The following is a 24,877-nucleotide window of genomic DNA, read 5'->3' as shown; positions in this document are numbered from 1 at the left end:
CAATCAAGTGGCAGTCGAGATGTTCTACGACGACGACGCTGACCTGTCGATCATCCAGGGCCGCAAGGTCGCCGTGATCGGTTACGGCAGCCAGGGCCACGCGCACTCGCTGAGCCTGCGCGACTCCGGCGTCGACGTGCGCGTCGGCCTCACCGAGGGCTCCAAGTCCCGCGCGAAGGCCGAAGAGGCCGGTCTGACCGTCGGCACCCCCGCCGAGGTCTCCGAGTGGGCCGACGTGATCATGGTGCTGGCCCCCGACACCGCCCAGGCGTCGATCTTCACCAACGACATCGAGCCCAACCTGAAGGACGGCGACGCGCTGTTCTTCGGCCACGGCCTCAACATCCACTTCGGCCTGGTCAAGGCTCCGGCCGGCGTCACCGTCGCGATGGTCGCCCCGAAGGGCCCCGGCCACCTGGTGCGTCGTCAGTTCGTCGACGGCAAGGGCGTTCCGGCTCTGATCGCGGTCGATCAGGACCCGACCGGCGAGGGCCAGGCGCTGGCCCTGTCCTACGCCAAGGGCATCGGCGGCACCCGCGCGGGCGTCATCAAGACCACCTTCAAGGAAGAGACCGAGACCGACCTGTTCGGCGAGCAGGCCGTGCTCTGCGGTGGCACCGAGGAACTGGTCAAGATCGGCTTCGAGGTCATGGTCGAGGCCGGCTACGCCCCCGAGATGGCCTACTTCGAGGTCCTGCACGAGCTCAAGCTGATCGTGGACCTGATGTACGAAGGCGGCATCGCCCGCATGAACTACTCGGTCTCCGACACCGCCGAGTTCGGTGGCTACCTGTCGGGCCCGCGCGTCATCGACGCCGGCACCAAGGAGCGCATGAAGGCGATCCTGACCGACATCCAGGACGGCACCTTCGTCAAGCGCCTGGTCGCCAACGTCGAAGGCGGCAACAAGGAGCTCGAGGGCCTGCGCAAGGAGAACGCCGAGCACCCCATCGAGGTCACCGGCGCCAAGCTGCGCGGCCTGATGAGCTGGGTCGACCGCCCGATCACCGAAACCGCGTAATTCTCGCACCCTGAAAGGCCCGTTCGCCCCGTGCGAACGGGCCTTTCGGCATGGTTGCCTGCTACCTGCCCGCATGCTGTCATCGCATGGTTATCTGCAGGTCCTTGCCGTGGTGGTTCGGTAGCGGCAGACTTGCTCGATGACCACGGTTGAGGAATTCGATCGGCAGGCGGAAGACGTCGGTAAGGACGCGCGGAAGCGGGTTTCGCGGTCGGAGTTGGGGCAGTGGCGGGCGGAGCCGGGCAGAGAAGACCCGGTGGGGATTCTGTTGAAGCAGAATGCCGGGCGGGTGCAGAGTTTGGTGCCGATTCGGATGGCGCGAATGGCGGTGTCGCCGTTCGCGTTTCTGCGGGGGTCGGCGGCGATCATGGCGTATGACCTGGGGTGTCATCCTGATACGGGGCTGACCGCGCAGCTGTGTGGTGACGCGCATCTGGCGAACTTCGGGCTGTATGGGACTCCGGAGCGCAACCTCGTTTTCGATGTCAACGATTTCGACGAGACGTTGCCGGGGCCGTTCGAGTGGGACGTCAAACGTCTGGTGACCAGTGTCGCGGTCGCCGCGCTGGGCAATGGTTGTACCGATGAGGATGCGGCGTCGGCGGCGGAGGCGGCCGCGCGGGGGTATCGCGAGGGCATCGAGGCGATGTCGGAGCTGGACAGTCTCGAGATCTGGTACGAGCGGGTCGATGCCGACCAGGTGATCGCGCAGATCCCGAAGAAGAAGTTCCGCGAGAAGGCCGAGAAGACGATGGCCTCGGCGAAGAAGCGCACCAGCTTGCAGGCGTTCGACAAACTCACCGAACCCGACGCCGACGGCATCCCGCGGATCAAGAACCAGCCGCCGCTGCTGGTGCCCATCACCTCGCCCGACGAGGCGACGGTGAAGTCGGTGCTCGCCGAATACCGCCGCAGCCTGCCCGACCAGATGCGCGTGCTGCTCAATCGCTACACCCTGGTCGACGCCGCGGTGAAGGTCGTCGGCGTCGGCAGCGTCGGCACCCGCTGCTTCATCGCCTTGATGATGGACAAGGAATCCGGCGCACCCCTGTTCCTGCAGATGAAGGAAGCCGACACCTCGGTGCTGGCCCCGTATCAAAAACCCAGCAAGTACCAGCAGCAGGGCCACCGCGTCGTCGCGGGCCAGCGGCTGATGCAGGCGGCCAGCGACATCTTCCTCGGCTGGGCCACCGGCCCCGAAGGCGTGGACTATTACTGGCGTCAGTTCCGAGACATGAAGGGCTCGGCCGACATCGAGAACATGAGCCACCGCCAACTGTCCAACTACGGCGGCCTGTGCGGCGGCGTCCTGGCCCGCGCGCACTGCCGCTCTGGCGACCCCCTCGCCATCAACGCCTATATCGGCGGTAGCGACAAGTTCGACAAGGCCCTGCGCGATTTCGGCATGTCGTACTCGGATCAGACCATGGCCGACTACCGCCTGCTGCTGGCCGCGATCAAGGATGGACAGGTACAGGTGGCAGCGAACCCGTACTGACCGGCGCCGTGCGATACAGCGCGGTTCCGATCGCGAACAACCACAGCGTGGTGAACCCGCCGACGGTCGCGGTGGTGCCCCATCCGTTGGCCGCGTAGAAGTCGGCCGGCACGTTCCCGAAGTACAGCGACGGTACGAACGCGCAGTTCACCGCCGCGAGCGCCCAGCTGGCCGCGATGCACCAGCGGGGGAGCAGTCGTGCCGTCGCGATCGCGAACGCCACCAGGAACAGTCCTTCCATCAGTCGCGACACCGTCCCGTACAGCACGTAGGTCCCGGTCACGGAGATGGTGGGGTCGATCGGCTCGGGCGCGGCGATCACCGCCCCGATCTCGAGCCCGGTCGACACCAGAACCACTGTGAGCCAGGCAGTTCCGGCCCTGCCGGCCAGCGACCCGAACCATTCGCGTTCGGGATCACGGTGTTTCACCAGGTACGCGACCCCGCTCATGAACACGATGAACAGCGTGATCCCGACCAGCCCGAGCAGGCATCGCGTGAGCACATTCGTATCCGGCGGCGCTCCCGCATACACGAAGTACAACGGCAGTTCGATCAGCGTGCACCCCGCGCCGAGGAATGCGGCCGCCCCGGTGATTCGCTGAATCCTGTTGATATCCATGGTCATTCACCCCTTGTTCCCGGCCGGCCCCCGCCGCCCGGAGTTAGTATATGAATGAAACTATAAGCCATATGCTAATCTGTGGGAACCCCCGAACGAATGAGGATCCTGTGGCACGAGACCGGCCCGAACAACCCGCACGCCTCAACCTCTCGGATCTGTCGGCGAAGGACCTCGCGGTCCTGCGTCGAAAGGTCAAGGCCGACGGATTCGACCAACCGTCGGCAGTTCGCGCGCGTGTAGGTCGCCCGGCCGAACTCGACGTAGAGCGCATCGTCAGCACCGCCATCGCGCTCGCCGACCGACATGGGCTCACCGGCGCGTCGTTGACGAAAGTCGCTGCGGCCCTGCATGTCACACCCATGTCGCTGTACCGCTACGTCAAGTCCAAAGACGGTCTCACCGACCTGATGGCCGACGCTGCCTTCGGCCTTCCCCCTGCCGTGGACCCCCAGTGGCGCCCCGCGCTGCACGGCTGGGCCACCGCGCAACTCGACGTGTTCGCCCGTCACCCCTGGCTGGCCCAGATCCCCATCAGTGGCCCCCCGCGCGGCCCGCACGCGATCGCCTGGATGGACGCAGGCTTGGCCGCGCTGCGCGAAACGAACCTGAGCTGGGGCGCCAAGATCGGCGTGATCACCGTGATCGGCGGCTATGTCCGCCAGGCGTTCGTCACCGGCCGCCACCTCGCCGAACGTCGCCTCGTCGAACAAATCGACGAAGCGGAATCGCTGCGGATCTATCAGGAAGAAGTCTCGGCCCATCTGGATCCGACCCGCTTCCCCGAGGTGGCGCGCCTGTTCGCCGAGCAAGCCTTCGCCGAAGTCCCGCCGGATCAGGGGTCCGCCGACGCCGATTTCGCCTTCGGTCTCGACCTGATCCTGGACGGCGTCGCCGCGACGATCAGCCGCTGACACCCCCGCCTATACTCATTACTGATGAGTAACTTCTTTGCCTCGGTGGACCAGGTAACCGCTCGCCTCACGGCCGCGGGCTACCTGCCGTCCCTCGACATCGCGACCGCGGTCTTCCTCGCCGACCGCCTCGGCAAGCCCCTGTTGATCGAGGGTCCCGCGGGCGTGGGCAAGACCGAGCTGGCCAAGGCTGTCGCCGCCGCGACCAGCGCCGAACTCATCCGTCTGCAGTGCTACGAGGGTGTCGACGAGGCCCGCGCCCTGTACGAGTGGAACCACGCCAAGCAACTGCTGCGCATCACCGCCACCTCCGGCGAAGACTGGGACAGCACCCGCGACCACGTCTTCACCGAGGAGTTCCTGCTCGCCCGCCCCCTGCTGGCCGCGATCCGCAACCCCGATCCCACGGTCCTGCTCATCGACGAACTCGACAAGGCCGACGTGGAGCTCGAGGGCCTGCTGCTGGAAGTCCTCGGTGATTTCCAGGTGAGCATCCCGGAGTTGGGCACGGTCAAGGCCGTGCGCAAGCCCTTCGTCATCCTCACCTCCAACGCCCACCGCGACCTGTCCGAAGCGTTGAAGCGCCGCTGCCTGTATCTGCATATCGACTATCCGACAGCGGAATTGGAGAAGTCGATCGTCGCGCTCAAGGTCCCGGAACTGGATGCGGCCCTGGCCGAACCCGTGGTGGCGACCGTGAGCGCACTGCGTCAACTCTCGCTGCGCAAGGCGCCGTCGATCGCCGAAACTGTCGACTGGGCAAAGACTTTGGTCGCACTCGGCACGAAAACACTGTCCAGCACCGTGGTTCGCTCGACGCTGGGTGTCCTGCTGAAGTACCAGTCCGACCACCGAGTCGCGATCGACCGCCTCGGCCTCGACGATCAACCCGACGGCAGCGTAGCGCGATGAATCGGGCCCCGACCACCTCCCGCTTGGTCGACTTCGTCACCCTGCTGCGCGAACACAACATTCACGCCGGCCCCAGCGAAACCATCGACGCCGCAGCGGCATTGGTCGCCCTCGGCCCCGCCGACCCCGCCATCCTGCGCTCCGGCCTGGCCGCCTGCCTGCTCCGCCGCAACGGCCAACGCAAAACCTTCGACCAACTGGTCGACCTGTACTTCCTCGGCGCAGAACTGCCACCCGCAGTCCCGAGCGAAAACGCGGATTCCCTGCGCGAACGTCTCATCGCCACCCTCATTCAAGGCGAAGACACCGCCGAACTGGCCCGAGAAGCCCTCAACACTTTCGGCGCCTACGGCGGCGCGGGGGAGAGCGCGGGAAGGGTCACCCAAGCCTCGGGTGCGGGCTGGTCGTCGTACCTGACCATGAAATCCCTACGCCCGGACGAAATCTCCGAAGAAGTAGCCCAAACCATGGGTGGTACAGGCCAATTCGATACAGCCGTGCGCACCATCGAAGCTCGTCGCAGGGTCGATCAGTTCCGCACCGCCGTCCAAACCGAAGCCCGCCTACGCTCGGCCGAACTCCGCGGCACCGACTACATCGCCCGCCGCGGCGTCGAAACCTCCGCGGACAGAACAGATTTCCTCGGCGCCCGCGAACAAGACCTCGCCGAAATGCGCAGACTGGTCCACCCTCTGGCCCGCAAACTCGCCACCCGCCTGGCCGTGCGCCGCAAGAAAGCCGTCCGCGGCCAGATCGACCTACGCCGCACCCTGCGCCGTTCGATGGCCACCGGCGGCGTCCCCGTCGACCCGGTACTGCGCGCCCGCAAACGCGGCCGCCCCGATCTCGTTGTGCTGGCAGATGTTTCGGGCTCGGTCAGCGGTTTCGCCGAGTTCACCTTGCAGTTGGTGCAGGCCCTGCAGGACCAGTTCAGCAAGGTCCGCAGCTTCGGTTTCGTCGACACCTGCGCCGAGATCACCCACTACTTCACCCCCGGCGAACCTCCACCCCCCGGCTTCGCCCAGAACATCGTCCGCGAAGGCGGCGTGGCCCGTTTCGGTTCCAGCAACTACGGCGAGGTCCTGCAGGGTTTCGTCGACCACTACCTCGACGCGGTCGGCCCGAGAACGTGCGTGCTGATCCTGGGCGACGCCAGAACCAACCGCACCGACCCGAATCTCGAAGCCCTGCAAGCGATCACCGAGCGGGCAAAGGCCGTGTACTGGCTCAACCCGGAGCCCTCGCGCTCGTGGTCGACCGGCGATTCGGCCGCGCAGGACTACACCGACATCGTCACCATGCACGAGTGCCGCAACGTCGCCCAGCTCGCCGAGGTGATCGGCCGACTCCTGCCGGCCTGATTCACCGGTACTGCGTGGTGCCCGCCGACCCACGCGAATTGCTGACCAGTTTGGCGAAGCACTCGTCGACAGCGATCCCTTGCGCATCACACCAGGCGTTGGCCGAGCCCGGGTCGGAGAACGTGACCCCAGCGAGGGTGACCCACCATCCCTGCAGGTCGAACGTGCTCCAGTCGTCACTCCAGATCAGCCGCGCCCCCGGATACCGCTGCCGCAACCGCTGGTTCTGGGCGAGGATCTCGCTGTCGGTCCAGTTCACCATCCGCCCGTCGACATCGGCCGCGTACAGCCCGTTCTGTTTGGCGGACAGTTGCGGCACCCACCGGTCGGCCAGATTCACGGCCACGAAGGGCAGGTCGGCGTTGGCCTGCGCGCGCAAGCTGTTCTGGGCCTGGATCTGCGGGTCCACCGGGACGGGCGGAACATAGGTGATGTCCGGCCCGGTGGCAGCGATGGTGGCGGCGGTGAGCGGGGCGGTGGCGGTGTCGGCGTCGCGGTCACGTTGCATCACCACGATGATCCCCGCGGCGATCACACCGACAGCCAACGCGGCGACCACCACCAGCACCGCGAGAACCCACGGCCACCGTGAGGGTGGCGGCGCGTAGGGCCCGTTCGGCGGGTATCCCGGATAGCCCACGATCCACCTCCGCATCGGCAAGAGCCATCAGCTCGGTCCCCGGCCTGTCGATCAGTCTAAAACCGTTCGACAGGCCCCTCGGCTTTCGTTGCGCAACCGACACGCGCCCTCACACGGCCGCCAACTCCACCACCGTGTACTCCCGACCGGCCTTGGCCTGGTACTTGTCATACCGGGGCTGTGCTGCGGCGATGCCGGTCCAGGCGGCTGCCCGCTCCGCTCCTTCGAGCACCCGTGGCGTCACGGAAACGGCATCGTGATCGGGTAGCTGAACGGTCGCCTGCTCGGGATGTCCCATCAGATTGCGGAACCAGTCGGGCTCCCCGTCCTTGCCGCCGGACGCGACCAGCAACCAGGTCCCGTTCTCGCCGGGAAACCAGCTGATCGGAGTCTCACGGGAAACCCCGCTACGCCGACCGACCGTGTGCAGGATCAGCACGTCCATTCCCATGAAAGTGCCTTTGCCGTTGCGGATCTTGCGATTCATCCGCGCGTTCATCCGGTGCTGCATCCACCGCGAGAACCCGCTGTGGCTGGTGCTGGTGTTCGTCGACATGAGGGAATTCCTTTCAGGTGTTGGGGTTTTCAGCCCCACGCGCCGGCGATCTGACGGGTGGTGGCGTTGAGCCGGTTGAACATGTTGGTCACGCCGATCATGAGCACGATCGAGGCGAGCTGCTTCTCGTCGAAGTAGCTGGCCGCGTTGTCCCAGATCTCGTCGGTGACCGCGTCGGGGCGGTCGGCCATGCGGGTGGCGGCTTCGGCCAATTCCAGCGCGGCGCGTTCCTCGTCGCTGAAGAACGGCGTCTCCCGCCAGGCGACGACGGTGGCCAGACGCTCTTCGCTGACGCCGGCCTTGCGGGCGGTGGTGGTGCCGCCGAACACGCAGGCCGCGCAGCCGTTGATCTGGCTGACCCGCAGGTGCACCAGCTCGAGGAGTTCGGACTCCACGCCGCCGGTCTCCACGGCCTTGAGCACCTGCTGGATCGGGCCCATCGCGTCGGTGAGGATCATGGCCGGGTTCTTCATCCGAGACTGCATTTTCTGCTCCTTGTTCGTTGCTTGCGGTGTGCCTCAATAACAGCCCGTGCGGCGCCGGAACAGAATGGTTGTGGGACACTGTGGGACAGCGGAAAACGGCTCTGACCACCGGCTTGTCGGTCGGAAAATTCCTGGTCCGGGCCGGGACAACGGGAGTGGTAACGGTGGTTGTGCAACAGCGGGCGTACCCGCAGGACGAGCTCGCCTCGCGCCTGCGCCTGATCCAGGAACTGTCCGGGCTCGGCGTGCGCGCGCTGGCTCGCGATACCGGCTTGAGTTCGTCGTCGCTGTCGCGATACCTCAGCGGCCAGACGGTGCCGCCGTGGCCCGCGGTGCTGGAACTGTGTCGCCTGGTCAAACGCGATCCGCGCCCGCTGCGCCCCCTGTGGGAGCGCGCCAACAACCCGCTGCCCGCCCCGCCGAAGACCAGCCGCCAGATCGCCCCGCCGTCCCCGCCCGCCGACGCCCCACCACCCCCGCGCAACGATCTGCCGCGCGATGTCCCCGACTTCACCGGCCGCGAACAGGCACTGGCCGACGTGCTGGCCGCCGTGGCATCCGATCGCGTGGTCGCCATCGACGGCATGGCAGGCGTGGGCAAAACGTCGCTTGCGGTGCACGCCGCCCACCAGCTCACGGACCGATACCCTGACGCCCAACTGTATTTGGACCTGCACGGCTTCACCGACGGCCGCCAACCCCTCGACCCCGACGGCGCCATCCGCGCGCTGCTGGCCGCGTTGCAGGTCCCGTCGGAGAAGGTCCCGCAGGAGGGGGGAGTCGAACTGCGCGCGGCGGTGTGGCGTTCGGAACTTGCCCGTGTGCGGGCCGTGGTGGTGCTGGACAATGTCGCCGATGCCGCGCAGGTCAGCCACCTGTTGCCGGGTGCGGGGGAGTCGGTGGCCATCATCACCAGCCGCAACCGCCTGCTCGAACTCGACGAGGTCCCCCCGGTGACCCTGGACGTGCTCACCGCCGAGGAGAGCGCCGAACTGTTGGCGCGCGCCAGCGGCGACGCGCGCACCGGCAGACTCGCGAAAGAACCCGACCAGACTGCCGAAGTCCTCCGCCTGTGCGGCAACCTACCCCTGGCGTTGCGCCTGGCCGCCGCCCGACTGCGGCACCGTCCCGGCTGGTCGATCGGCATCCTGGTCGAGCGAATGGCCGAGGGCGCAAGCGAATTCGACACTGCGTTCGGCATGTCGGTGCGCCAACTCAACCGCGACCAACGCCGCCTGTTCCGCCTGCTGGGCCTGATCCCCGGCTCCACGTTCACCGACTACGTCGCCGCCGCGGTCGCCGATGTCCCGTTGCGCACCGCCCGCACCATGCTCGAAGACCTCCTCGACGCCCACCTGGTCCAACAACCCGCCGAGGGCCGCTACCGCCTGCACGACCTGGTCCGCCAACACGCCCGCCAGGCCACCGTCGAACACGACACCCCCGCCGACCGCGACCGCGCCCTGCACCGCATCCTGGACTTCTACGTGCACGCCGCGGCCGCCGCCGACGCCGCCATGCCGTTCCTGTCGCCCACCCGCGCCGTCTCCGCGGGCTCCCCGCCCGCCGAACTCCCACACTTCCCCGGCCGCGACGCCGCGTTCTTCTGGTACGTCACCGAGTACACCAACCTGATGTCGGTGTTCTACGCCGCCGTCGAAGCGGGCGCGCACACCCACGTGTGCGAACTACCCCGCTTCATGCGAACGTTCTTCGCCCGCCGTTGCGGCACAACACATCTCAACGCCCTGTTCGAGCAATCCCTGTCCGCCGCACAGACTCTCGACGACCCACGCCAGCTGGCCGAAGCCCACAGCGACCTGGGTTTCGCCCGCTACAACGCTGGCCGCATGACCGAAGCCGCCGCCGCCTACGCCGCTGCGGCCCCCCTCATCGCCGAAGCGGGCGACCCCCTTCCCCGAGCCGAACTGACCATGCGCTGCGCCCAATTGCGTTGGGACGAAGGCAATATCGAAGAACCCCTCGAACTGTTCCGTCAAGCCAGGGACCTCTACACCACCAGCGGCTGCCCCGCCAGCGCCGCCGACGCCATAGCCAGCGAAGCCTGGGCCATGCTCCAGCTGGGCCACCGCCCCGAAGCCGCCCAACTGGCCCGCGAAGCCCTGGCCATTCCCACCGAAAACCCGTCCCTACAAGCTCAGATCACCCTGGGTGTAGCAATAGCGGCCGAAGAGCCCGAAGAAGCTCTCTCCCACCTGAATACCGCCCTGACGCTAGCCCGAGAAGACGGCCACAAACACAACGAAGCCTGGTGCCTGAACTGCCAAGGCATAGCCCTGAGAGAAATGGGCCGCCCCCAAGCAGCCCTGGCCAGCCACCAAGCCGCCTTCACCCTCCTAGACGACCTGTTCGAACCCCACTGGAAAATCCACTTCCTCAACAGCTACGCCCAAACCAGCCACCAAGCCGACCTCCCCACCCAAGCCCTGACCCTCTACCGCGAAACCCTCACCCTCGCCCCCCAATTGGGCCACCGCTTCGAAGAAGCCATGGCCCACCAGGGAATAGCCGAAGTCCTCGCCCCCACAGACGCAACCGCCGCCGCCGAACACCGAGCAGCAGCCGAGTCCCTCCTCGCCGAAATCACCCCATCGACCTGATCAATTCACCGACCACGCGCGACTAACAGGATTCCACGTCCCGGTCTCGACGGACCTGTCCAACAACGGGTTCACGCAGTGCCCCAATACAACCAATGCGGCATCGAGAGAATGTAATTCAGGGGGCAGGGTGGTGGTCTTGGCCAACTTGCCGTAACCGGTGTTCCAATCCTCGCCAGGCGATTCAACAGCAGCGGGCAGCCTGAGGCCGGGCCGTCGAGCGGGCTGCTCGGCCAGTGCGGCGCAAGTATCGGCCGCATCGAACGGGACTGTACGAATCAGCATCAACAGGTCTGCGAGATCGCGCCACCGAGTGGAGGGCAACTCCCGAGCACCGTGGCGCTCATACATGGCCGCCACCTTGTCGGCGATCTGGTCCGCCAGCGGATAACACGCGAAAAGTGGTGGCGCGGAGACATCTTCGATGTCGAGGACCTGGACTGGCGTGATGAGGTCGACTGCTCCCACTAGTTCGCGACGTGAGGTGAGGTCGATCGGGAAAGATTGGGCCGGGTTCGTCCCGAAGTAGGGCGTCGCGCGCAACCGCAATGTCAACGAGCCGAACTCCGAGTCCCTGTCCTTCTTCGTAACTTGGAATGTCAGCGGGTCGAGAGCTGTTGTCGCCGAGGTCAACTCCCTCAACTCGGCGAATGCTTGCTCGAGGTCGGCCTCGAGGTGGAGAAGGTCGACATCCTCGCTGTGTCGAGCGCCCGGCAGCCGGACGAGCAACCCTGTCCCGCCCTTCAAGATCCACGGCATACCCGGCTCGGCGAACACTCGGGCGAGAAACCGTTGCATGTAGAACTCGCGAAGTACCTCGGCCTGTGGACGACCGGTGGCCCGCGCATGGCGCCGCGCTCGATCGTTGACGGCTACTTGAAATGCATGACCGCTCTTGTATTTAGGTGACACCTGGTCCCCGATCAGGTTCGGTGTTGCTCGTTGGTTTGTGTGAAGCTGAGCTAGCTGTTGTTCTCACGCCGAACAGCGGCAAGAGCGTCGAGCAACGCCTGCTCGACCGCACTGTTCGGTTGAGTTGTACGCGTCAGTGCCACAGCAGATTCCGGTATGCCGGCCTGCTCGATGAAGGCGGCGACCAACTCGTCGCCCGTGCCGACGGGCAGGCCGTAATGGTGCGTGTACGGCCGTAGTGCGGTGGCGATCTCTGCTCGTGTTGCTTGTCCTGCGCGGATCGCGTCGCGTACGACGGTGGCCAGATGTCCGCCGTCGGTGTGCGCGGCCGCGAGATCGGTGATCGTGTGTACCGGTGTGGTCACCGGCAGTCCCGCCACCAGCTGCCAATCCGTCGACTCGAGCTGTGCCACCCGAAAAGTCACATCGGGACTTCGGGAAGCCCGCCGACGTGGCACCGCGAATTCGTGACGGTCGGCGTCCAGATCGCCCAATTCGTGCAATCGTGCCGCCGAGCGGTCTGCGACAACACCCGTCGGTACCGGGTCGGTGAGTCTGTCGCCTGCCCGGCGTTTCGGCTCGAGCGCCAACCATTCGGCCCGGATCGGATCTTCGGCGGCGGGCGGCACACCGGCGAGTCGATAGACGCCGTGCCGCAGCCGAACGAGTATGCGCTGGTCGGTGAACCGCTTGAGATCCGACACAGAAACCCCGGCTTCGCCTGCCTGCGCGGTAGTGAACAGCCCCCATTGCGAATCGGCCAGATCGGCCAGAGTCCGAAGGCGCTCAGTGCTGCGCATGTGCCAAAAATAGCAGATGTGCGTCAATAATCGCAACCAGGTGCGATTATTGACGCGCCGTTGCGATTATTGACGCACGATGACTGACTAACCCATCGACTTCGCCCCATCCAGCGATTCCCGGATGATGTCCGCGTGCCCCGAGTGCTGGGCCGTCTCGGTCATGATGTGCATCAGCGTGCGACGCGCGGTCCAACGCCCACCCGGCTCGAACCACGGCGCCTCGGGCAGCGGCTGGCTGACGTTGAGGTCGGGCAGGGTGCGCACGAGTTCGTCGGTTCGCGCGGCCACCGCGTCGTATTCGGCCAGGATGTCGGCGAGGGTGTCGCCGGGCAGCATCTGAAAGTTCTCGCCCCACTGCGCGAGCTGCTCTTCGGTCATCGACTCGAAATCCGGAGCGTCCGCGGGCCCGTTGACGATGAATCCGGCCCAATTCGCTTCCACCGCAGCGACATGCTTGATCAGCCCGCCCAGGCAGAGCTCGCTGGCGGTCGTGCGCAGGCCGGCCTGTTCGTCGGTGAGGTCGCGGACGGTGAAGCGCAGGAAGTGCCGGTGCTTGGCGAGCATGTCGAGGAGGTCGGTGCGCTCAGTGTCGATCAAGGTCTCGGTCATGTGCTGATCCTTTGCTTGTCGGTGTTGTTATAACCCAAGGTAGAACCCATTGCGGCCAGTTTCTGTCCGCAATTGCGGGATAATCGAAAACATGGCCGATACGAGCGCACGCACCCTCCGACTGCTGTCGCTGCTGCAGACGCACCGCTATTGGCCGGGCACGGAACTGTCTGAGCGCCTACGCGTTTCGTCGAGAACCCTGCGTAGAGACATCGAACGCCTCCGCGAACTCGGCTACCCCGTAGACGCCCGCCCCGGCGTAGACGGCGGCTACCAACTGGCCGCAGGCGCCGCCCTGCCACCGTTGGTCCTGGACGACGACGAAGCCGTAGCCATCACCGTGTGCCTGCAAGCAGGCTCCCAGGGCGCAGGCGACGGCCTAGCCGAACCGTCCATCCGCGCCCTGGGCAAACTGGTCACAGTCCTACCCACCCGCCTACGCCGCCGCGTCGACGCCCTACGCGCCATGACCGAATCCGCCGCCTGGACCGCCGTGCCCCTGTCCGACGTAGACCCAGCCGTTCTCACCGACCTTGCCCTGACCTGCCGCCGAGAAGAACGCCTCACCTTCACCTACACCGCCGCCGACGCCCGAACCAGCACCCGAGAAGTGGAACCCCACCGCCTGGTCTCCCAGGGCCGCCGCTGGTACCTGGTTGCCTACGACCTGACCCGCCACGACTGGCGAACCTTCCGAGTAGACCGCCTCTCGGCATCGTCCACCACCGGCACCCGCTTCCGCCCCCGAACCCTCCCCGCCCCCGACGCCGCCACCTTCGTCCGCACCGCCATCGGTGCCCGCCGCCCCGGCTACACCATCACCGCCGAAATAGAAGCCCCCACCACCGAAGTCCACACCCGAGTAGGCCGCTGGTGCACCATCACCCCCCTCCCCGCCAACCGCACCCACATCGAGATGACGGTAGACAACCTCGACTGGCCAATCTTGTTGCTGGGCAAGGTGGAAGCAGAGTTCCGAGTACTCGGCCCACCGGAACTGGTTGTGCGGCTACAGGAGTGGGGGAGTCGGTTCAGTAAGTCAGCTGGGTAGTCGAGCACCAGTACAACTGCGCCAGTCGAGGGCTACTTTGATAGTGAACTGCCTACCCGGCCGGAGGTCATATGACGATTACCCAGATCGATCTCGACGACGATGCGCTCCAACGAGTGATGGCGACCTCGCGCGCCGAAACCGCGAGCGAGGCGGTCAACCTCGCCCTCCGCGCGTATGCGACGGCCCACGAGCGTGCCACTCGCGCCGAAAAGCATTTCGAGCGAGCGGCCCAGTGGGGTGCGGTAGAGGACGCGGAACGCCGCCACCGGGCAGAGAAGAATGCTCAATAGATCTGTGCAGTCGTCGCTGATCCGGCTACTATTTCCGCACTCGTTCGGCCCGCCCTGCACGCGCAGGAGCGGGCCGGATTTGTCAAAACGTGCGCATCCTGAGCCGACCACCGATGACCAGTCGGCGCCCCCGGGTCTATCAGGGCAGGTAGCCGTCGTGCGGCGGCTGATTCGACTGTCCCCACTGACCGGGCGGTGGCCTGTATCCGGGAGCCGGCGGCATCCCCGGTCGATACATCGTCGGCTGAATCCCGTGCGGCGGCATGGGCGCCCCGGGACCCCATGCTGACTGTCGAATCCCTCCGCACCACCGTCGAGTCGACGGCAGAACCGCGAGCACGAATGTCACGACGGGAAACGCGAGCAGTAGCACTGAAACCACCGTCGGCAGGCTGGTTTCCGCTATGTTCAGCATCCAATCCACGCTGGTATGTCTGAGTGCAATCTGGACGGATACGCTACTGAGGTCGCCCCCATATCTCATCATCTGGCCAAGCGTTGTAGCCACCCACACCGCGTAGGCACTGACCACCCCGATGCAACCCAGCACCACCACCGTCGGCCCCGCAGGGCGTCGCCGAAACAGTAGAACGGCCCCGACCAGCAACAACACGGCGGACACTGCCTCGGTGATCAACGCAACCGCCATCGTCACCGACGCCCATTCGGGGGCCAACCCCCACCAGAACAATGCCTCCACCTGCACCATCACCTGTATGACGGCAATTACTCCGCCGAAGCCAGCGAGCCCACCGAGAACCGCCAACACCCCCGCGGTAATCGCAGTCCCCCTGGTGGCCGGTCGCTGATCGGCAACCCCAAACATGGTGACCCTCCTCGATCGATTCCGAACCCACCCCACTCTCCCGCACCCAGCCGCGATTGTCGCGCCCTCCCGAACGAAACCGGGCAGGCGCACCAACGCACGCCTGCCCGGCTTTTCAGATGCGAATCAGTCGACACTGCCGAACACGCCACGCGGCAGCACATGGTGCAACCACTTGCGGATCGGATCGTGGCCGAGGTGCAGCCCATTGTCGTCATGCCAGCCACGATCGACGAATTCGGCCGACGGAGATGTGGTCTGGGCCGAGGCGGTGCCGGCGACGCCGACGAGGGGAGTGGCGATGATCGCCGCGGCAAGGGCGATGCGAGTGAGGCTCACGGGTAGATCCTTTCGAGCGGAAACTTCTTGACCCACACTCTTGTCCATCTGCAGCCCGTTGTCGCCCCCTCCCTCCGCCGAGCACCGTCACCCCGAGCGCGCTATACCTATCCCATGAATCTCTCCCAGCTGAGCTCGGCGATCGAGGCGGCTGTCTCGCAACATCTCAACGAGCTCGGCCGAGCACACGGACTGCTCCCGCTGAGCTGGTACGTCGCCCCGTCGGTGACCAACGACGACAGCATGGAAGCAGTCATGTCGCTCGAAGGCCAAGTGGGGAGCCATCTCTCGCAGCATCCCGGCTGGGTAGTCGATCAGTGGGCGAACGCCCTCGGGTTGCGTCCGGTGCATTGGCCCACAGCGGGAGTGCACGCGATGGAAGGCCTCATCGAGCCCGCACCCGACGAGTACCGGCTCGAGATTCGCGTCTGGGGTGTCGTCGACCCGGCCGCCCTGCACGCCCAAAGGGATTGGGGCACATGGCAGGGCTAGCCCCGATTGCGCCCCTTCTGCCTCCGCTGATAAAACAACAAATCCACCTCCACCGGCTCCACCAAGGCCGTGATCTCCGCCAACCGACTGTCATACCGAAGCTCGGTGATGCACCGATGCAGATAGGCCCGCCGCTCCGGCCCCAACTGCGCCCACACCGCTCCGAACCGAGCCTGTCCCCGCTCCCCGGAAACCGCCACCAAATCCAATAACGCAGGCCAACAACCAGTTTCGGTAGCCCGAGCAGGCAGCTCCGCCACCGCCGACTCTGGCAACATCGCCAGCGCATACCCCGCCGCCGACCGCACGTTCTCATCCATCCGAGCCATCAACGTGAACAACCCACGCCAACTCCCCGCATCCCCCCGCCCCTCCATCTGCGCAACCAGATCAACCCCCACGTCGGGATCGTTGAACATAGGATTGCCGACCAACGTCCACATCCCCAGAGGCGTGAGAGACCCTGCCAGCGTGAGCAATTCGGGAACAGCCCGCAACGCGATGGCATTGCGAACCAGCCTCGCCACATCACCGGGCTGCGCATTCCCGAACAGAATGTCGCCCACCCGCCGAATCACATCGGGCGCACAGCGCGAAAACACCGACAGCGCAGCATGTTGCAGATCAGCAGACCCTGCCAACACCACCCGCGTCATCCGAGGCACCCGCCGATGCGGCCCATTCAGCAGCTGCCGAACAACCGCACTGATCACCTCGACGTCATAGGAGAACGCGGCCGAGAAGATCAACCCGGCATCATCGCGCACCCCCTCTTCGACCGCGGCAATCAATTCCGGTGTGGCACAAGCCAAGAACGGCCCCGCGGTCACAAAGTCGCGCCGCCGCAACAACTCGTTGACGATCTCCACGATCGGCCCCGGCGCCATGTCCCCCGCTAGCTGCTCGATGGCCCGCGGATCCAGGTAGGGCGCGCAATCCGCCGCGTACCCCGCATCCAGCATCGTCAACGTCTCCGCGGCCTTCCCCGGATGATCCAACCCCACCGACCCCGCCGCCCGCCCCGTCATCATCGGCGGAACCAGCTTCTGCACCAACGGAATCGAGATCGTCAACGGAATGAATGGCACCAACGAACTGATCCGCCGAAACATGTCGGTGTGCTGATCGAACAACACCCCCGAAATCTGTTGCTGCAGCGCATGCAACCGATCGGCCCCCAGGTACCGCAGGTGGTCCAACCGCTGCGGATGAACGTGCAACGTGCGAGCCAACAGAATCAACTGCGCCCGAGTAGTCAGATCGGTCATCGCCCGCCGAACATGATCTTCTTCGTCACCCGACGCAACGGCCGCGGCAACGCAGAGACCATCGAATCGATGGACTTGTCCAACGCCGCCGCTTCGAATGTGCTTGCGGCGCGCATCAACTCGAACAGATCCCGCGCCTGGTCAGCGGGCAGCTGCTCCAACGCGGGCAAGGTCTGCGGCAGGCCACCCTCATGGTCCCCTCTGACAGTCATGCGGCTCCTGAATACGCGATCGTCTCCTTCTGAGGATCCGCCATCCACTCGCCGCCCGCCACGACTCTGCGAATTACTGTGCACAACAACGAAAACAGGCACCCGTTTGCATGTGAACAGACGTGCCACTGCCCACGTGATCCGGCTGCGTCGCGCACACCGTCGCTTCCTTCAACCGCGGTACCAGGGTCCCGAAGATGAACTACGCTCCTGGACGTAAAATAGAACAGGTTTCATGACGGGGGAGTTCGTGATACGGGCAGCAGGGATCGCGGAATTACGTGCGGCAGCGGTCGGTGCGGTTTTCGCGCTGGTAGCAGCGTGCGCGGGCGGGGCCGCGGCAGTGCCGCTGTCGGAACAGGATTCGTTCTACGCCGAGCCGGTGGGTTTGGCAGACCTGCCCAATGGGACAGTGGTCGCGTCCCGGGCGATCGAACCGGAGTCGTTCGGACTGCCGCTGCCCGCACACGCGTGGCAGGTGCAGTACAAGACGATCGACAATGACGGAGCGCCCCGCGCATATGTCGCGACAGTGCTTGTGCCGCAAGCACAGTGGAATGGAGTCGGCCCGCGTCCACTGCTGTCGTATCAGGTCGCCGAAGACGGTGTCGGCTCGAAATGCGCGCCCTCGTACGCGCTGCGCGGCGGGATCGACGACGCCCCGAGCAACGCGTATGCGGAGACCGGCATCATTCGACTTGCACTGCAACAAGGTTGGGCTCTCGTAGTGCCGGACTATCTCGGCCCGGACTCCGATCTTTTCGGTGCAGACGGCACAGCCCACGGCGTGCTGGACGGCATTCGCGCCGCCAGCGCGTTCACACCCGCTGCCATCGACCCCGCGGCGCCGATCGGCATGTGGGGTTACTCCGGCGGGGCCCAAGCCACCGCTGTCGCCGCACAAGCGCACAGCACCTACGCCCCTGATCTGCGATTGTCCGGGGTGGCGTTGGGCGGGGTCGTCGCAGACCTGGAGTCGACCATCTCCGACTTCAGCGGTGGCATCGCCGGCGGTGCGGTCGCGGTCGGCCTGGTGGGGTTGAACCGGTCGTATCCGGAAGCCGACGTGGCTCAATACCTCAACGAATCAGGCCGCGCGATACTGGCCGCAAGCCAGTCCGACTGCCTACTCGACGCCGGTCTCGCCCACCCCTTCCTCATCGAAGCGGCGCGCGCACTGGCCGAAAAGTACTGCACCGCAGGGGTTCCGGTGCAGCTGGTGGAGAACCCAGTGGGCGAGCACGGCACCGAAGCAGTGGTGGGCTTACCGACGGCCCTGACCTACCTGTCCGACCGATTCGCCGCGAAGCCCGCACCCAGCACCTGTTGAGCAGTGTCGGGCCTCGCTGAACGGACGGTGGCGCAACTCGCGTGGTGGTTATGGCGGCAAGCCATCCTCGATCTACGGGCGCGACCTCTCCGACGATCCGCCGGTAGTGAATTGTCGAATCACTGTGCCCCGCAGGGTAAACCCCTGCGGGGTCAGTATCTTGACGTACAACTTCGAGGCTATGCGTAATCGGGCAACCTACTGGCATCGTAGGGCGTCGGACACGTCGAGAGTCTCCAGCACGCCCGGCTCGACGCGCAATCAGCACCACGGCGCCAGTGGGCCCGAGCTTATCGAAGCTGGTCAACTGTTCGAGATCTGTTCTCGCTGACCATCATCCGCGCTGACCCGCAGTGCTGTCGTCGAGAGCGGAGCCAGTACGACGAAGGATCGTGTTTCAGTCCAACCGGTAGTATTCGTCAGCGGGCAACCCTACCGTCACCTGCTCGAAGGGGTCGAGTGAATTCCGAAGACTGCACGTACCCGCACGGCGACAGGGTCATTCGCGGTGGTTGCGCTTGGCGGCACACGCCGGACGCGGATGCTGGGCTCGCTCAGCTTCGAGCCTCCGACCCTTTCGCCTTCGGCAATCTCCAGGGGCAGATCCAGGAGTCCGAGAACAGCGGCCTCGGATCGAGCACCTACCGTGCACCAGTGGACTACCGATGCCCACTCGAGTTCGCACCGACGAATGAGCCCGACGCGCCATGGCTAGGTGAGTTGAAGGCCAGCGGAAAGAAGGGCACCCAGTGGCGCTTGTACTTCGGTGAGCCGATCAATCACCAGGTCCTGGTGGTCGGCATCTCACTTCGCGACAGCAAGAGGGCGAAGCTGAGTGTGGTCCAGAATCGCGGCCGCCAGCGTCAGCACATTACGCAGGCGATGCGCTTCCTCAAGACCTATTTCCGCAGCCAGGGCTTCCGTTGGGCGCCGTTTCCTCGCGGTTCCAGGTAGGTCACAACAGGCTCGCAGGCTCATATGTTGCGCTACAGTGCAACATATGAGGCCATGGCGGAAGCAGACCGAGCAGTTGGATCTGACCAGCGATGACTACATCAGAAACGCGATGGAGTTGACGCAGGCCCGGCGACGACTGTTCAACGATCTCATTGGTATCCGGGTGCAGCGCGGCATCCCGCAGGCGAAGGTTGCCGATGCGATCGGCATCAATCGCTCCGGGATCAGTCGGTTCGAGGCGGATATCGAGACCAGTAACCCGACCTTCGATGTCGTGTTGCGGTACGCACACGCGGTTGGCGCTGCACTCACGTTGCGTGCAGAACCAATGGAGGCACGGGCGCTTCCTCTGCTGCCTTCGGTCGGCGAGGCATTCGTGTGGCACGCCACCATGCAGCCCTCGGCACTCAGCATCGGCGGCTTCATTCCCGATAGTTCACTCGCCGAGCCGTCCGCAGGCGACTGGATGGTCGATCAAGAAGCAGCTGCGTTGTGAATGGTGATCGGGTCGAGGCCTCAGCGGGTCCGAGTCCTCGCGACCCTGCGTCGGCACTGCGATTCGCTATTCGGTTGGACCGAGTCGAGACGCGGTCTGTCCATGTCGAGCGGTGGGAAGGCGGTTCGCCACCGGACTGGGTCGGAGAAGAAGGCTCGGTCACTGTCGATTTGGGTGCTGAACCCGACAGTCGGGTTGTTGTAGCGGTCAAACTGCTTGCCAGAGATGATCATCCGCGCGCGGTCGAGGCGAACATCGCGGCGATCTACGAGGTTGCGATCGTGCCCTCTGGCGAGGATGCGCCTACGCGCGGCAATGTCACTGACACGACCGCGTTCATGGGTTCGCTCGATCGTGCCGGGATCAAACGGATTGCCAACCAAGCCCTTCGAGACATCGCTCCCTACATGCGTGAAGTGGTACAGAGCATGTCAGTGCGAGTTTGGCCCGAAAACCCTATTCCGTTGGCGGGGGGCATCCCAAGGCTTCCGGCGGACTTCGAATACGACAAGCTCGTCAGCACGTGACCGTTGGGGCGAGGTCCGGCGGGTGCGAAACCTTGCGGGCAAACCACCCCGGATGGCGCGAATTGCGGTGCACGACAACGAAAATGCAGTCCCCTGTACATGTGAACGGACGTGAACTCGCCGACCAGTACTGTCTGGCCCTGTGAACGACACCGCAAGGCGCACCCTGCTCCGACTGGTGTTCGTGGCGGGCGCGCTGATCGGTGTCCTCGGCGGGCTGATCGGCCTGGGCGGCGCGGAGTTCCGTCTGCCGGTGCTGATCGGTCTGTTCGGCTTCGCGGCCCTGCACGCGGTGATTCTGAACAAGGCGATGAGCCTGCTCGTAGTGCTCACCGCACTTCCGGTCCGCCTACTGACACTGCCGCACAACCAGATCACCACCCACTGGCCGATCGCCGCCAACCTCCTGCTCGGCAGTCTCGTCGGCGCGTGGCTGGGCGCCTCCTGGGCCACCCGCATGCGCTCCCGCTCCCTCTACCGCGTCCTGGCGGTGCTGCTGGTCCTCATCGCCGCCGCCCTGGCCGCCACCCATCTCGGCCCCATCGGCACGCTCGACCTCCCGCCGATCCCGCGATTCGTCGTCACGGTCATCGCGGGCGTCGGCATCGGAACGGTCGCCGCCCTGATGGGCGTTGCAGGCGGTGAGCTGCTGATCCCGACAATCGTGCTGCTGTTCGCCGTCGACATCAAAACCGCCGGAACCCTGTCCCTGATGGTCTCGCTACCGACAATGCTGGTGGCCTTCGCCCGCTACACCCGCGACGCCAGCTTCCAAATCCTATACGCCAACAAACGTTTCGTCCTCACAATGGCGGCGGGTTCGATCGCCGGAACCATAGTCGGCGGCCTACTCCTCGGCGTCGTCCCCAGCCCCGTCCTCATCCCGATCTTGGTCGGCTTACTGCTCGCGTCCGCGGTGAAGGTCTGGCAGCACCGGTAGTTGGACTGGCCGTTCTCGACCCACCCGGCGACCGGCGGACCGAAACCCCGCTGGGAGCGGGGGAGCGAAGGGAGCGCAGGGGTACCCCGGTACCGCGAGGTACAGGTGCACCCGTGACGCGAGCTCCGCCGGTCGGTCGCCGCTACGGTCGCTTTGGTGATGCACGCCCACCGGAAATTACTCGGCAAGGGCCGGGACTGGGATTCTGCACAGAGTCGGGAACACCCAGGGGAACCCCGGTATCCATGCCACCAACCACGGTGGAGCCGTCCGAGTCCGCCTTTACCGGCCGACTCTGTGTCATCGGAATGGTTGCAGCGGCCCCTCTGACGGGCGACGACTGCGCGAGTAAGGCGCATCACCCGCACAGCTCGCCCGGGCGCACAGCGGCAAGGGGGGAGATTGGCGGAGATGCCAGAATCATCGGTAGGCTGCTGCCCACGGCGTTGAGTCTGCTGAACCCAGATTCTCGCCCAGGGCCTCGGCGGTGTTGACGCACCTCCGAGGCCTGACTTGTAGGCCGACCGTACCATAGCCTTCGGCTATCCAAGAAAAGTCGTCAAATCCTCAGACCACCGATCCTGGTCTGACACAGCCCTTTTCCACCCTTTGGGCGGCGGCCACGGCACACCCCAGCTGGCCAACACGGCCTGAGTGAACCCACCCTTCGGGGTCTGGTTGGCCAAGATCTCGTCGGCAGAGACGTATCGCACTGGCTCCCAATCGGTCACGGCATCAAGTATGCCCAGGCCGTCTACTTGAGCGTTACCCTGGACGCGTGTGGCCGGTCGGGGCGCGCGAAGGGTGGCATCGATGGGGATTGAACCGAATCACGGGACGCACGGCTTGCATTCGGCGCCGCGACTCACGTCGGTCGAACTATGCGCAGGCGCTGGGGGGCTCGCGCTCGGCCTAGAGCAAGCAGGGTTTGATCCGGTACTTCTTCTCGACAACCTCGAAGTAGCGTGCGACACCTTGCGCGCCAACCGGCCCGCCTGGAACGTGCTGCGGAAAGACCTGCTCACGTTCGAGCCCCGGTTCGATCTGCCATGGGATGGCGAAATCGACGTCCTCGCAGCGGGATTGCCACGGGTGAAGTCCGCAGCGACGGCGTCTCGTCCCAGGGGCAGCGGCCAGGAGCTGGAACTTTTCGAGACGGCTGCCCGGCTGACTGCCGAGCTGAGGCCCCGCGCTTTGCTAATCGAAAACGTTCCCGACCTGCTGAAACGAGACGAATACAGGACTAGTCGCGACACCGTGGCCAAGAACCTCGAGGATGCCGGGTACCAGTGGCGCTGGTTGCTCGTAGATGCCTGTGATTTCGGGGTGCCGCAGCATCGCGAATACGCCGTGATGGTCGCCTTTCGCGACGGCGGAGCTGACGGCTTCGTGGATAACCTGCGTCCGATCCCTCCGGCACCGGGCATGACGGTCGGAACCGTATTGCGCGGATCGATGGCCTCACGTGGGTGGCCGCAGGCCACGGCATGGGCAGCGCAGGCTGACGGAATCTCTCCGACGATTGTCGGAGGTTCGTGGGACCGCGGAGGTGCTGACCTGGGCCCGCAGGGTTCAGTTCGCGCATGGGCCAAATTCGGCGTCAACGGACGTTCGATTGCCGACGATGTGCCATCGCCGGATTTCGTCTGGGACCCGTCGCGCGGGTCCGACTACATGCTGAAGCTCACTGTCGATCAAGCGGCGGCGCTCCAGGGATTCCCGCCGTACTGGACTTTCGAAGGACGGAAGACCGCGAGATATCGCCAGGTCGGCAACGCCACCCCGCCGCCATTCGCGCAGGCACTGGGCGTCGCATTGAGGTCAGCCCTGTCCGCTCGCTGACAGGCGGTGTCCCGCGCTCGCCGCGCCGGCTAAGATCTCGTGTCATGTCCACTGACCAACGCGAGCCGACGCTGCCACGCCGAGCGGACATGGTCGACCTCTTTGCCGGACCGGGCGGACTGGATGTTGCCGCGCGTTGGCTAGGGCTGGACGTGTACGGATTCGAGTGGGATCGCAACGCTTGCGCGACTCGATCAGCTGCAGGTCTGAACGACAGTCCGCACGATGTCCGCGACTTCGGTCCGCACAGCGTGCCGGGGGCATGGATCCTCGCCGGTGGACCGCCATGTCAAACGTTCACTGTTGCGGGGTCAGGCGCGGGTCGCAAGGCTCTCGATCAGGTTTTGAGCTACGTCGATCGCATGGGCGACGGCGAAGACGTGACAGGTGATGTCGCAAAGTTGGATGACGAGCGAACCGGACTCGTGTTGGAACCTCTCCGATGGGCGCTCGAAGCAATTCGTGATGACAACCCCTACAAAGTCATTGTGCTGGAACAGGTTCCGGCAGTGCTACCCGTCTGGGAGCGAATGGCCGAAATTCTGGAGCGGCATGGGTACAAGGTCGATCCCGGCGTCCTGCGCACCGAGCAGTTCGGTGTCCCGCAGACTCGCCGGCGCGCCGTCCTCATTGCCAGTCTGGAAGGCGTGCGCAAACTTCCGAAACCCACGCACCGGGCCTACCGTAAGGGTGTCGATCGAGCAGCCGGCGATCCTGAGCAATTGGAATGGGAGACAATGGATTCCGCGCTCGGTCGCGGTTATGACTTTCAGGTGATCTCCAATTACGGCACCGGCGGGAACCCGAAGCTGCGCGGCCGCCGCCACAGCGGCCAACCATCGTCGACGATCACCGGAAAGGTCTCGCGAAACCGACTCGTCGACTCCACGGGGTTCCCGGTACCTCGGCTCAGTCTCGCCGAAGCAGGTCGACTGCAGACCTTCCCGATCGACTATCCGTGGTCGGGTAACGACGTTGCTCAACAGATCGGCAACGCGATTCCACCGATGCTGGCACTGCATGTGCTCTCGGCGGCCCTTGGAAATCAGGTGAGCCACGAAGACGCCAAGAAGGTCGTAGACCGGCCGTGGCTCGACACCCGTGACTCGGCCCCGCTGGACTCCCTGTCGCGGATGAGTCAGCTCTTCGCCTGAACCTGCCGAGACGTTGCTCCAGGGCAGGTGGTCAACTGCCCGTCGGCGTCGACAGCGATTGGCCAGGCAGAAGTTGTAGCGATTCCCCATAGCCCACCGATAGCCCACATCGACCGGGTAACACTTCGTACGCTCACCGCAACCTTGTCGGACTGAGCCGATACTGTTACCCACAACGTGGGTGGCTCAAACCTCT

General features: G+C 65.3%; 26 protein-coding genes. 16 read left to right on the top strand and 10 right to left on the bottom strand.

Annotated elements, in window-relative coordinates:
* The first annotated feature begins 19 nt into the window (after positions 1-19).
* Positions 20-1,021 (top strand): ketol-acid reductoisomerase, encoded by a 1,002-nt coding sequence (ilvC, locus tag ACFWU5_RS02135; protein ID WP_379240972.1) that lies wholly within the window; start codon positions 20-22, stop codon positions 1,019-1,021.
* A 139-nt stretch (positions 1,022-1,160) separates the two neighbouring features.
* A complete protein-coding gene (locus ACFWU5_RS02130; protein ID WP_379265842.1) occupies positions 1,161-2,519 on the top strand; it encodes a DUF2252 domain-containing protein in 1,359 nt (452 codons plus the stop codon).
* On the opposite strand, the gene ACFWU5_RS02125 is transcribed toward ACFWU5_RS02130, so the two are convergent.
* Positions 2,479-3,141 carry a hypothetical protein gene (locus ACFWU5_RS02125; RefSeq protein WP_379265841.1) on the bottom strand — a complete coding sequence of 221 codons (663 nt, stop codon included), beginning with the start codon at positions 3,139-3,141 and terminating at the stop codon, positions 2,479-2,481. The genes ACFWU5_RS02130 and ACFWU5_RS02125 overlap by 41 nt on opposite strands.
* A gap of 110 nt (positions 3,142-3,251) precedes the next feature.
* On the opposite strand from ACFWU5_RS02125, the gene ACFWU5_RS02120 reads away from it, so the two are divergent.
* The 3 genes from ACFWU5_RS02120 to ACFWU5_RS02110 are packed head-to-tail and all read left to right on the top strand — an operon-like array spanning position 3,252 to position 6,328.
* Complete coding sequence (locus tag ACFWU5_RS02120; protein ID WP_379265840.1) at positions 3,252-4,055, top strand: TetR/AcrR family transcriptional regulator; 804 nt, start codon at positions 3,252-3,254, stop codon at positions 4,053-4,055.
* Between the two features lie 24 nt (positions 4,056-4,079).
* Positions 4,080-4,967: an AAA family ATPase gene (locus ACFWU5_RS02115; RefSeq protein WP_379265839.1), complete on the top strand. Its 888-nt coding sequence runs from the start codon at positions 4,080-4,082 to the stop codon at positions 4,965-4,967.
* Entirely contained in the window at positions 4,964-6,328 is a 1,365-nt protein-coding gene (locus tag ACFWU5_RS02110) for a VWA domain-containing protein (RefSeq protein WP_379265838.1), read from the top strand. Before ACFWU5_RS02115 ends, ACFWU5_RS02110 begins: the two co-directional genes overlap by 4 nt.
* 1 nt (position 6,329) lies before the next feature.
* Here the strand turns inward: ACFWU5_RS02110 and ACFWU5_RS02105 are convergent, their stop codons facing one another.
* The 3 genes from ACFWU5_RS02105 to ACFWU5_RS02095 form a co-directional block, all read right to left on the bottom strand.
* Positions 6,330-6,968, bottom strand: coding sequence for a hypothetical protein (locus ACFWU5_RS02105; protein WP_379265837.1), 639 nt, complete (start codon positions 6,966-6,968; stop codon positions 6,330-6,332).
* A 109-nt stretch (positions 6,969-7,077) separates the two neighbouring features.
* Positions 7,078-7,524, bottom strand: coding sequence for a nitroreductase family deazaflavin-dependent oxidoreductase (locus ACFWU5_RS02100; protein WP_379265836.1), 447 nt, complete (start codon positions 7,522-7,524; stop codon positions 7,078-7,080).
* Positions 7,525-7,553: 29 nt separating this feature from the next.
* Entirely contained in the window at positions 7,554-8,009 is a 456-nt protein-coding gene (locus ACFWU5_RS02095; protein ID WP_379265835.1) for a carboxymuconolactone decarboxylase family protein, read from the bottom strand.
* Positions 8,010-8,173: 164 nt separating this feature from the next.
* Here ACFWU5_RS02095 and ACFWU5_RS02090 point away from each other — a divergent pair, with 164 nt between their 5' ends.
* Positions 8,174-10,630: a helix-turn-helix domain-containing protein gene (locus ACFWU5_RS02090; RefSeq protein WP_379265834.1), complete on the top strand. Its 2,457-nt coding sequence runs from the start codon at positions 8,174-8,176 to the stop codon at positions 10,628-10,630.
* Here ACFWU5_RS02090 and ACFWU5_RS02085 read toward each other — a convergent pair whose 3' ends face one another.
* From ACFWU5_RS02085 to ACFWU5_RS02075, 3 genes are all read right to left on the bottom strand, one after another.
* Positions 10,631-11,428, bottom strand: a complete 798-nt coding sequence (locus ACFWU5_RS02085; RefSeq protein WP_379265833.1) for a nucleotidyl transferase AbiEii/AbiGii toxin family protein — start codon at positions 11,426-11,428, stop codon at positions 10,631-10,633.
* Positions 11,429-11,592: 164 nt separating this feature from the next.
* Positions 11,593-12,342, bottom strand: a complete 750-nt coding sequence (locus ACFWU5_RS02080) for a type IV toxin-antitoxin system AbiEi family antitoxin domain-containing protein (RefSeq protein ID WP_379265832.1) — start codon at positions 12,340-12,342, stop codon at positions 11,593-11,595.
* 87 nt (positions 12,343-12,429) lie between these two features.
* Positions 12,430-12,954: a DinB family protein gene (locus ACFWU5_RS02075; protein WP_379240563.1), complete on the bottom strand. Its 525-nt coding sequence runs from the start codon at positions 12,952-12,954 to the stop codon at positions 12,430-12,432.
* 91 nt (positions 12,955-13,045) lie between these two features.
* Between ACFWU5_RS02075 and ACFWU5_RS02070 the strand changes: the two genes are divergently transcribed.
* Together ACFWU5_RS02070 and ACFWU5_RS02065 are read left to right on the top strand one after the other, a co-directional pair.
* Complete coding sequence (locus tag ACFWU5_RS02070) at positions 13,046-14,005, top strand: helix-turn-helix transcriptional regulator (protein WP_379265831.1); 960 nt, start codon at positions 13,046-13,048, stop codon at positions 14,003-14,005.
* Between the two features lie 71 nt (positions 14,006-14,076).
* A complete protein-coding gene (locus ACFWU5_RS02065; RefSeq protein WP_379265830.1) occupies positions 14,077-14,298 on the top strand; it encodes a type II toxin-antitoxin system VapB family antitoxin in 222 nt (73 codons plus the stop codon).
* Between the two features lie 952 nt (positions 14,299-15,250).
* Here ACFWU5_RS02065 and ACFWU5_RS02060 read toward each other — a convergent pair.
* Positions 15,251-15,463, bottom strand: coding sequence for a hypothetical protein (locus tag ACFWU5_RS02060; protein ID WP_379265829.1), 213 nt, complete (start codon positions 15,461-15,463; stop codon positions 15,251-15,253).
* A gap of 114 nt (positions 15,464-15,577) precedes the next feature.
* Between ACFWU5_RS02060 and ACFWU5_RS02055 the strand changes: the two genes are divergently transcribed.
* On the top strand, positions 15,578-15,955 hold the full coding sequence (locus ACFWU5_RS02055) for a hypothetical protein (RefSeq protein WP_379265828.1): 378 nt from the start codon (positions 15,578-15,580) through the stop codon (positions 15,953-15,955).
* On the opposite strand, the gene ACFWU5_RS02050 is transcribed toward ACFWU5_RS02055, so the two are convergent.
* Together ACFWU5_RS02050 and ACFWU5_RS02045 are read right to left on the bottom strand one after the other, a co-directional pair.
* Positions 15,952-17,091, bottom strand: coding sequence for a hypothetical protein (locus tag ACFWU5_RS02050; RefSeq protein ID WP_379265827.1), 1,140 nt, complete (start codon positions 17,089-17,091; stop codon positions 15,952-15,954). The genes ACFWU5_RS02055 and ACFWU5_RS02050 overlap by 4 nt on opposite strands.
* Before the next feature lie 128 nt (positions 17,092-17,219).
* Positions 17,220-17,435, bottom strand: coding sequence for a hypothetical protein (locus tag ACFWU5_RS02045; RefSeq protein WP_379240572.1), 216 nt, complete (start codon positions 17,433-17,435; stop codon positions 17,220-17,222).
* 235 nt (positions 17,436-17,670) lie between these two features.
* On the opposite strand from ACFWU5_RS02045, the gene ACFWU5_RS02040 reads away from it, so the two are divergent.
* From ACFWU5_RS02040 to ACFWU5_RS02010, 7 genes are all read left to right on the top strand, one after another.
* Positions 17,671-18,765: a lipase family protein gene (locus ACFWU5_RS02040; protein WP_379265825.1), complete on the top strand. Its 1,095-nt coding sequence runs from the start codon at positions 17,671-17,673 to the stop codon at positions 18,763-18,765.
* 459 nt (positions 18,766-19,224) lie between these two features.
* Positions 19,225-19,719: a hypothetical protein gene (locus ACFWU5_RS02035; RefSeq protein ID WP_379265824.1), complete on the top strand. Its 495-nt coding sequence runs from the start codon at positions 19,225-19,227 to the stop codon at positions 19,717-19,719.
* A gap of 76 nt (positions 19,720-19,795) precedes the next feature.
* Complete coding sequence (locus ACFWU5_RS02030; RefSeq protein ID WP_379265823.1) at positions 19,796-20,218, top strand: helix-turn-helix domain-containing protein; 423 nt, start codon at positions 19,796-19,798, stop codon at positions 20,216-20,218.
* A 74-nt stretch (positions 20,219-20,292) separates the two neighbouring features.
* The gene (locus ACFWU5_RS02025) at positions 20,293-20,745 is read left to right on the top strand and encodes a hypothetical protein (protein WP_379240576.1); all 453 of its coding nucleotides are present in this window, start codon (positions 20,293-20,295) and stop codon (positions 20,743-20,745) included.
* A gap of 142 nt (positions 20,746-20,887) precedes the next feature.
* On the top strand, positions 20,888-21,685 hold the full coding sequence (locus ACFWU5_RS02020; protein ID WP_379240577.1) for a sulfite exporter TauE/SafE family protein: 798 nt from the start codon (positions 20,888-20,890) through the stop codon (positions 21,683-21,685).
* An 813-nt stretch (positions 21,686-22,498) separates the two neighbouring features.
* On the top strand, positions 22,499-23,527 hold the full coding sequence (locus ACFWU5_RS02015) for a DNA cytosine methyltransferase (protein WP_379265822.1): 1,029 nt from the start codon (positions 22,499-22,501) through the stop codon (positions 23,525-23,527).
* A gap of 44 nt (positions 23,528-23,571) precedes the next feature.
* On the top strand, positions 23,572-24,681 hold the full coding sequence (locus ACFWU5_RS02010) for a DNA cytosine methyltransferase (RefSeq protein ID WP_379265821.1): 1,110 nt from the start codon (positions 23,572-23,574) through the stop codon (positions 24,679-24,681).
* Positions 24,682-24,877 lie beyond the last annotated feature (196 nt).

The organism is Nocardia sp. NPDC058640, assembly GCF_042716995.1.
Classification (GTDB): domain Bacteria; phylum Actinomycetota; class Actinomycetes; order Mycobacteriales; family Mycobacteriaceae; genus Nocardia.
The sequence above is the reverse complement of the archived record's forward strand: the minus strand, read 5'-3'. Positions and strand labels throughout refer to the sequence as shown.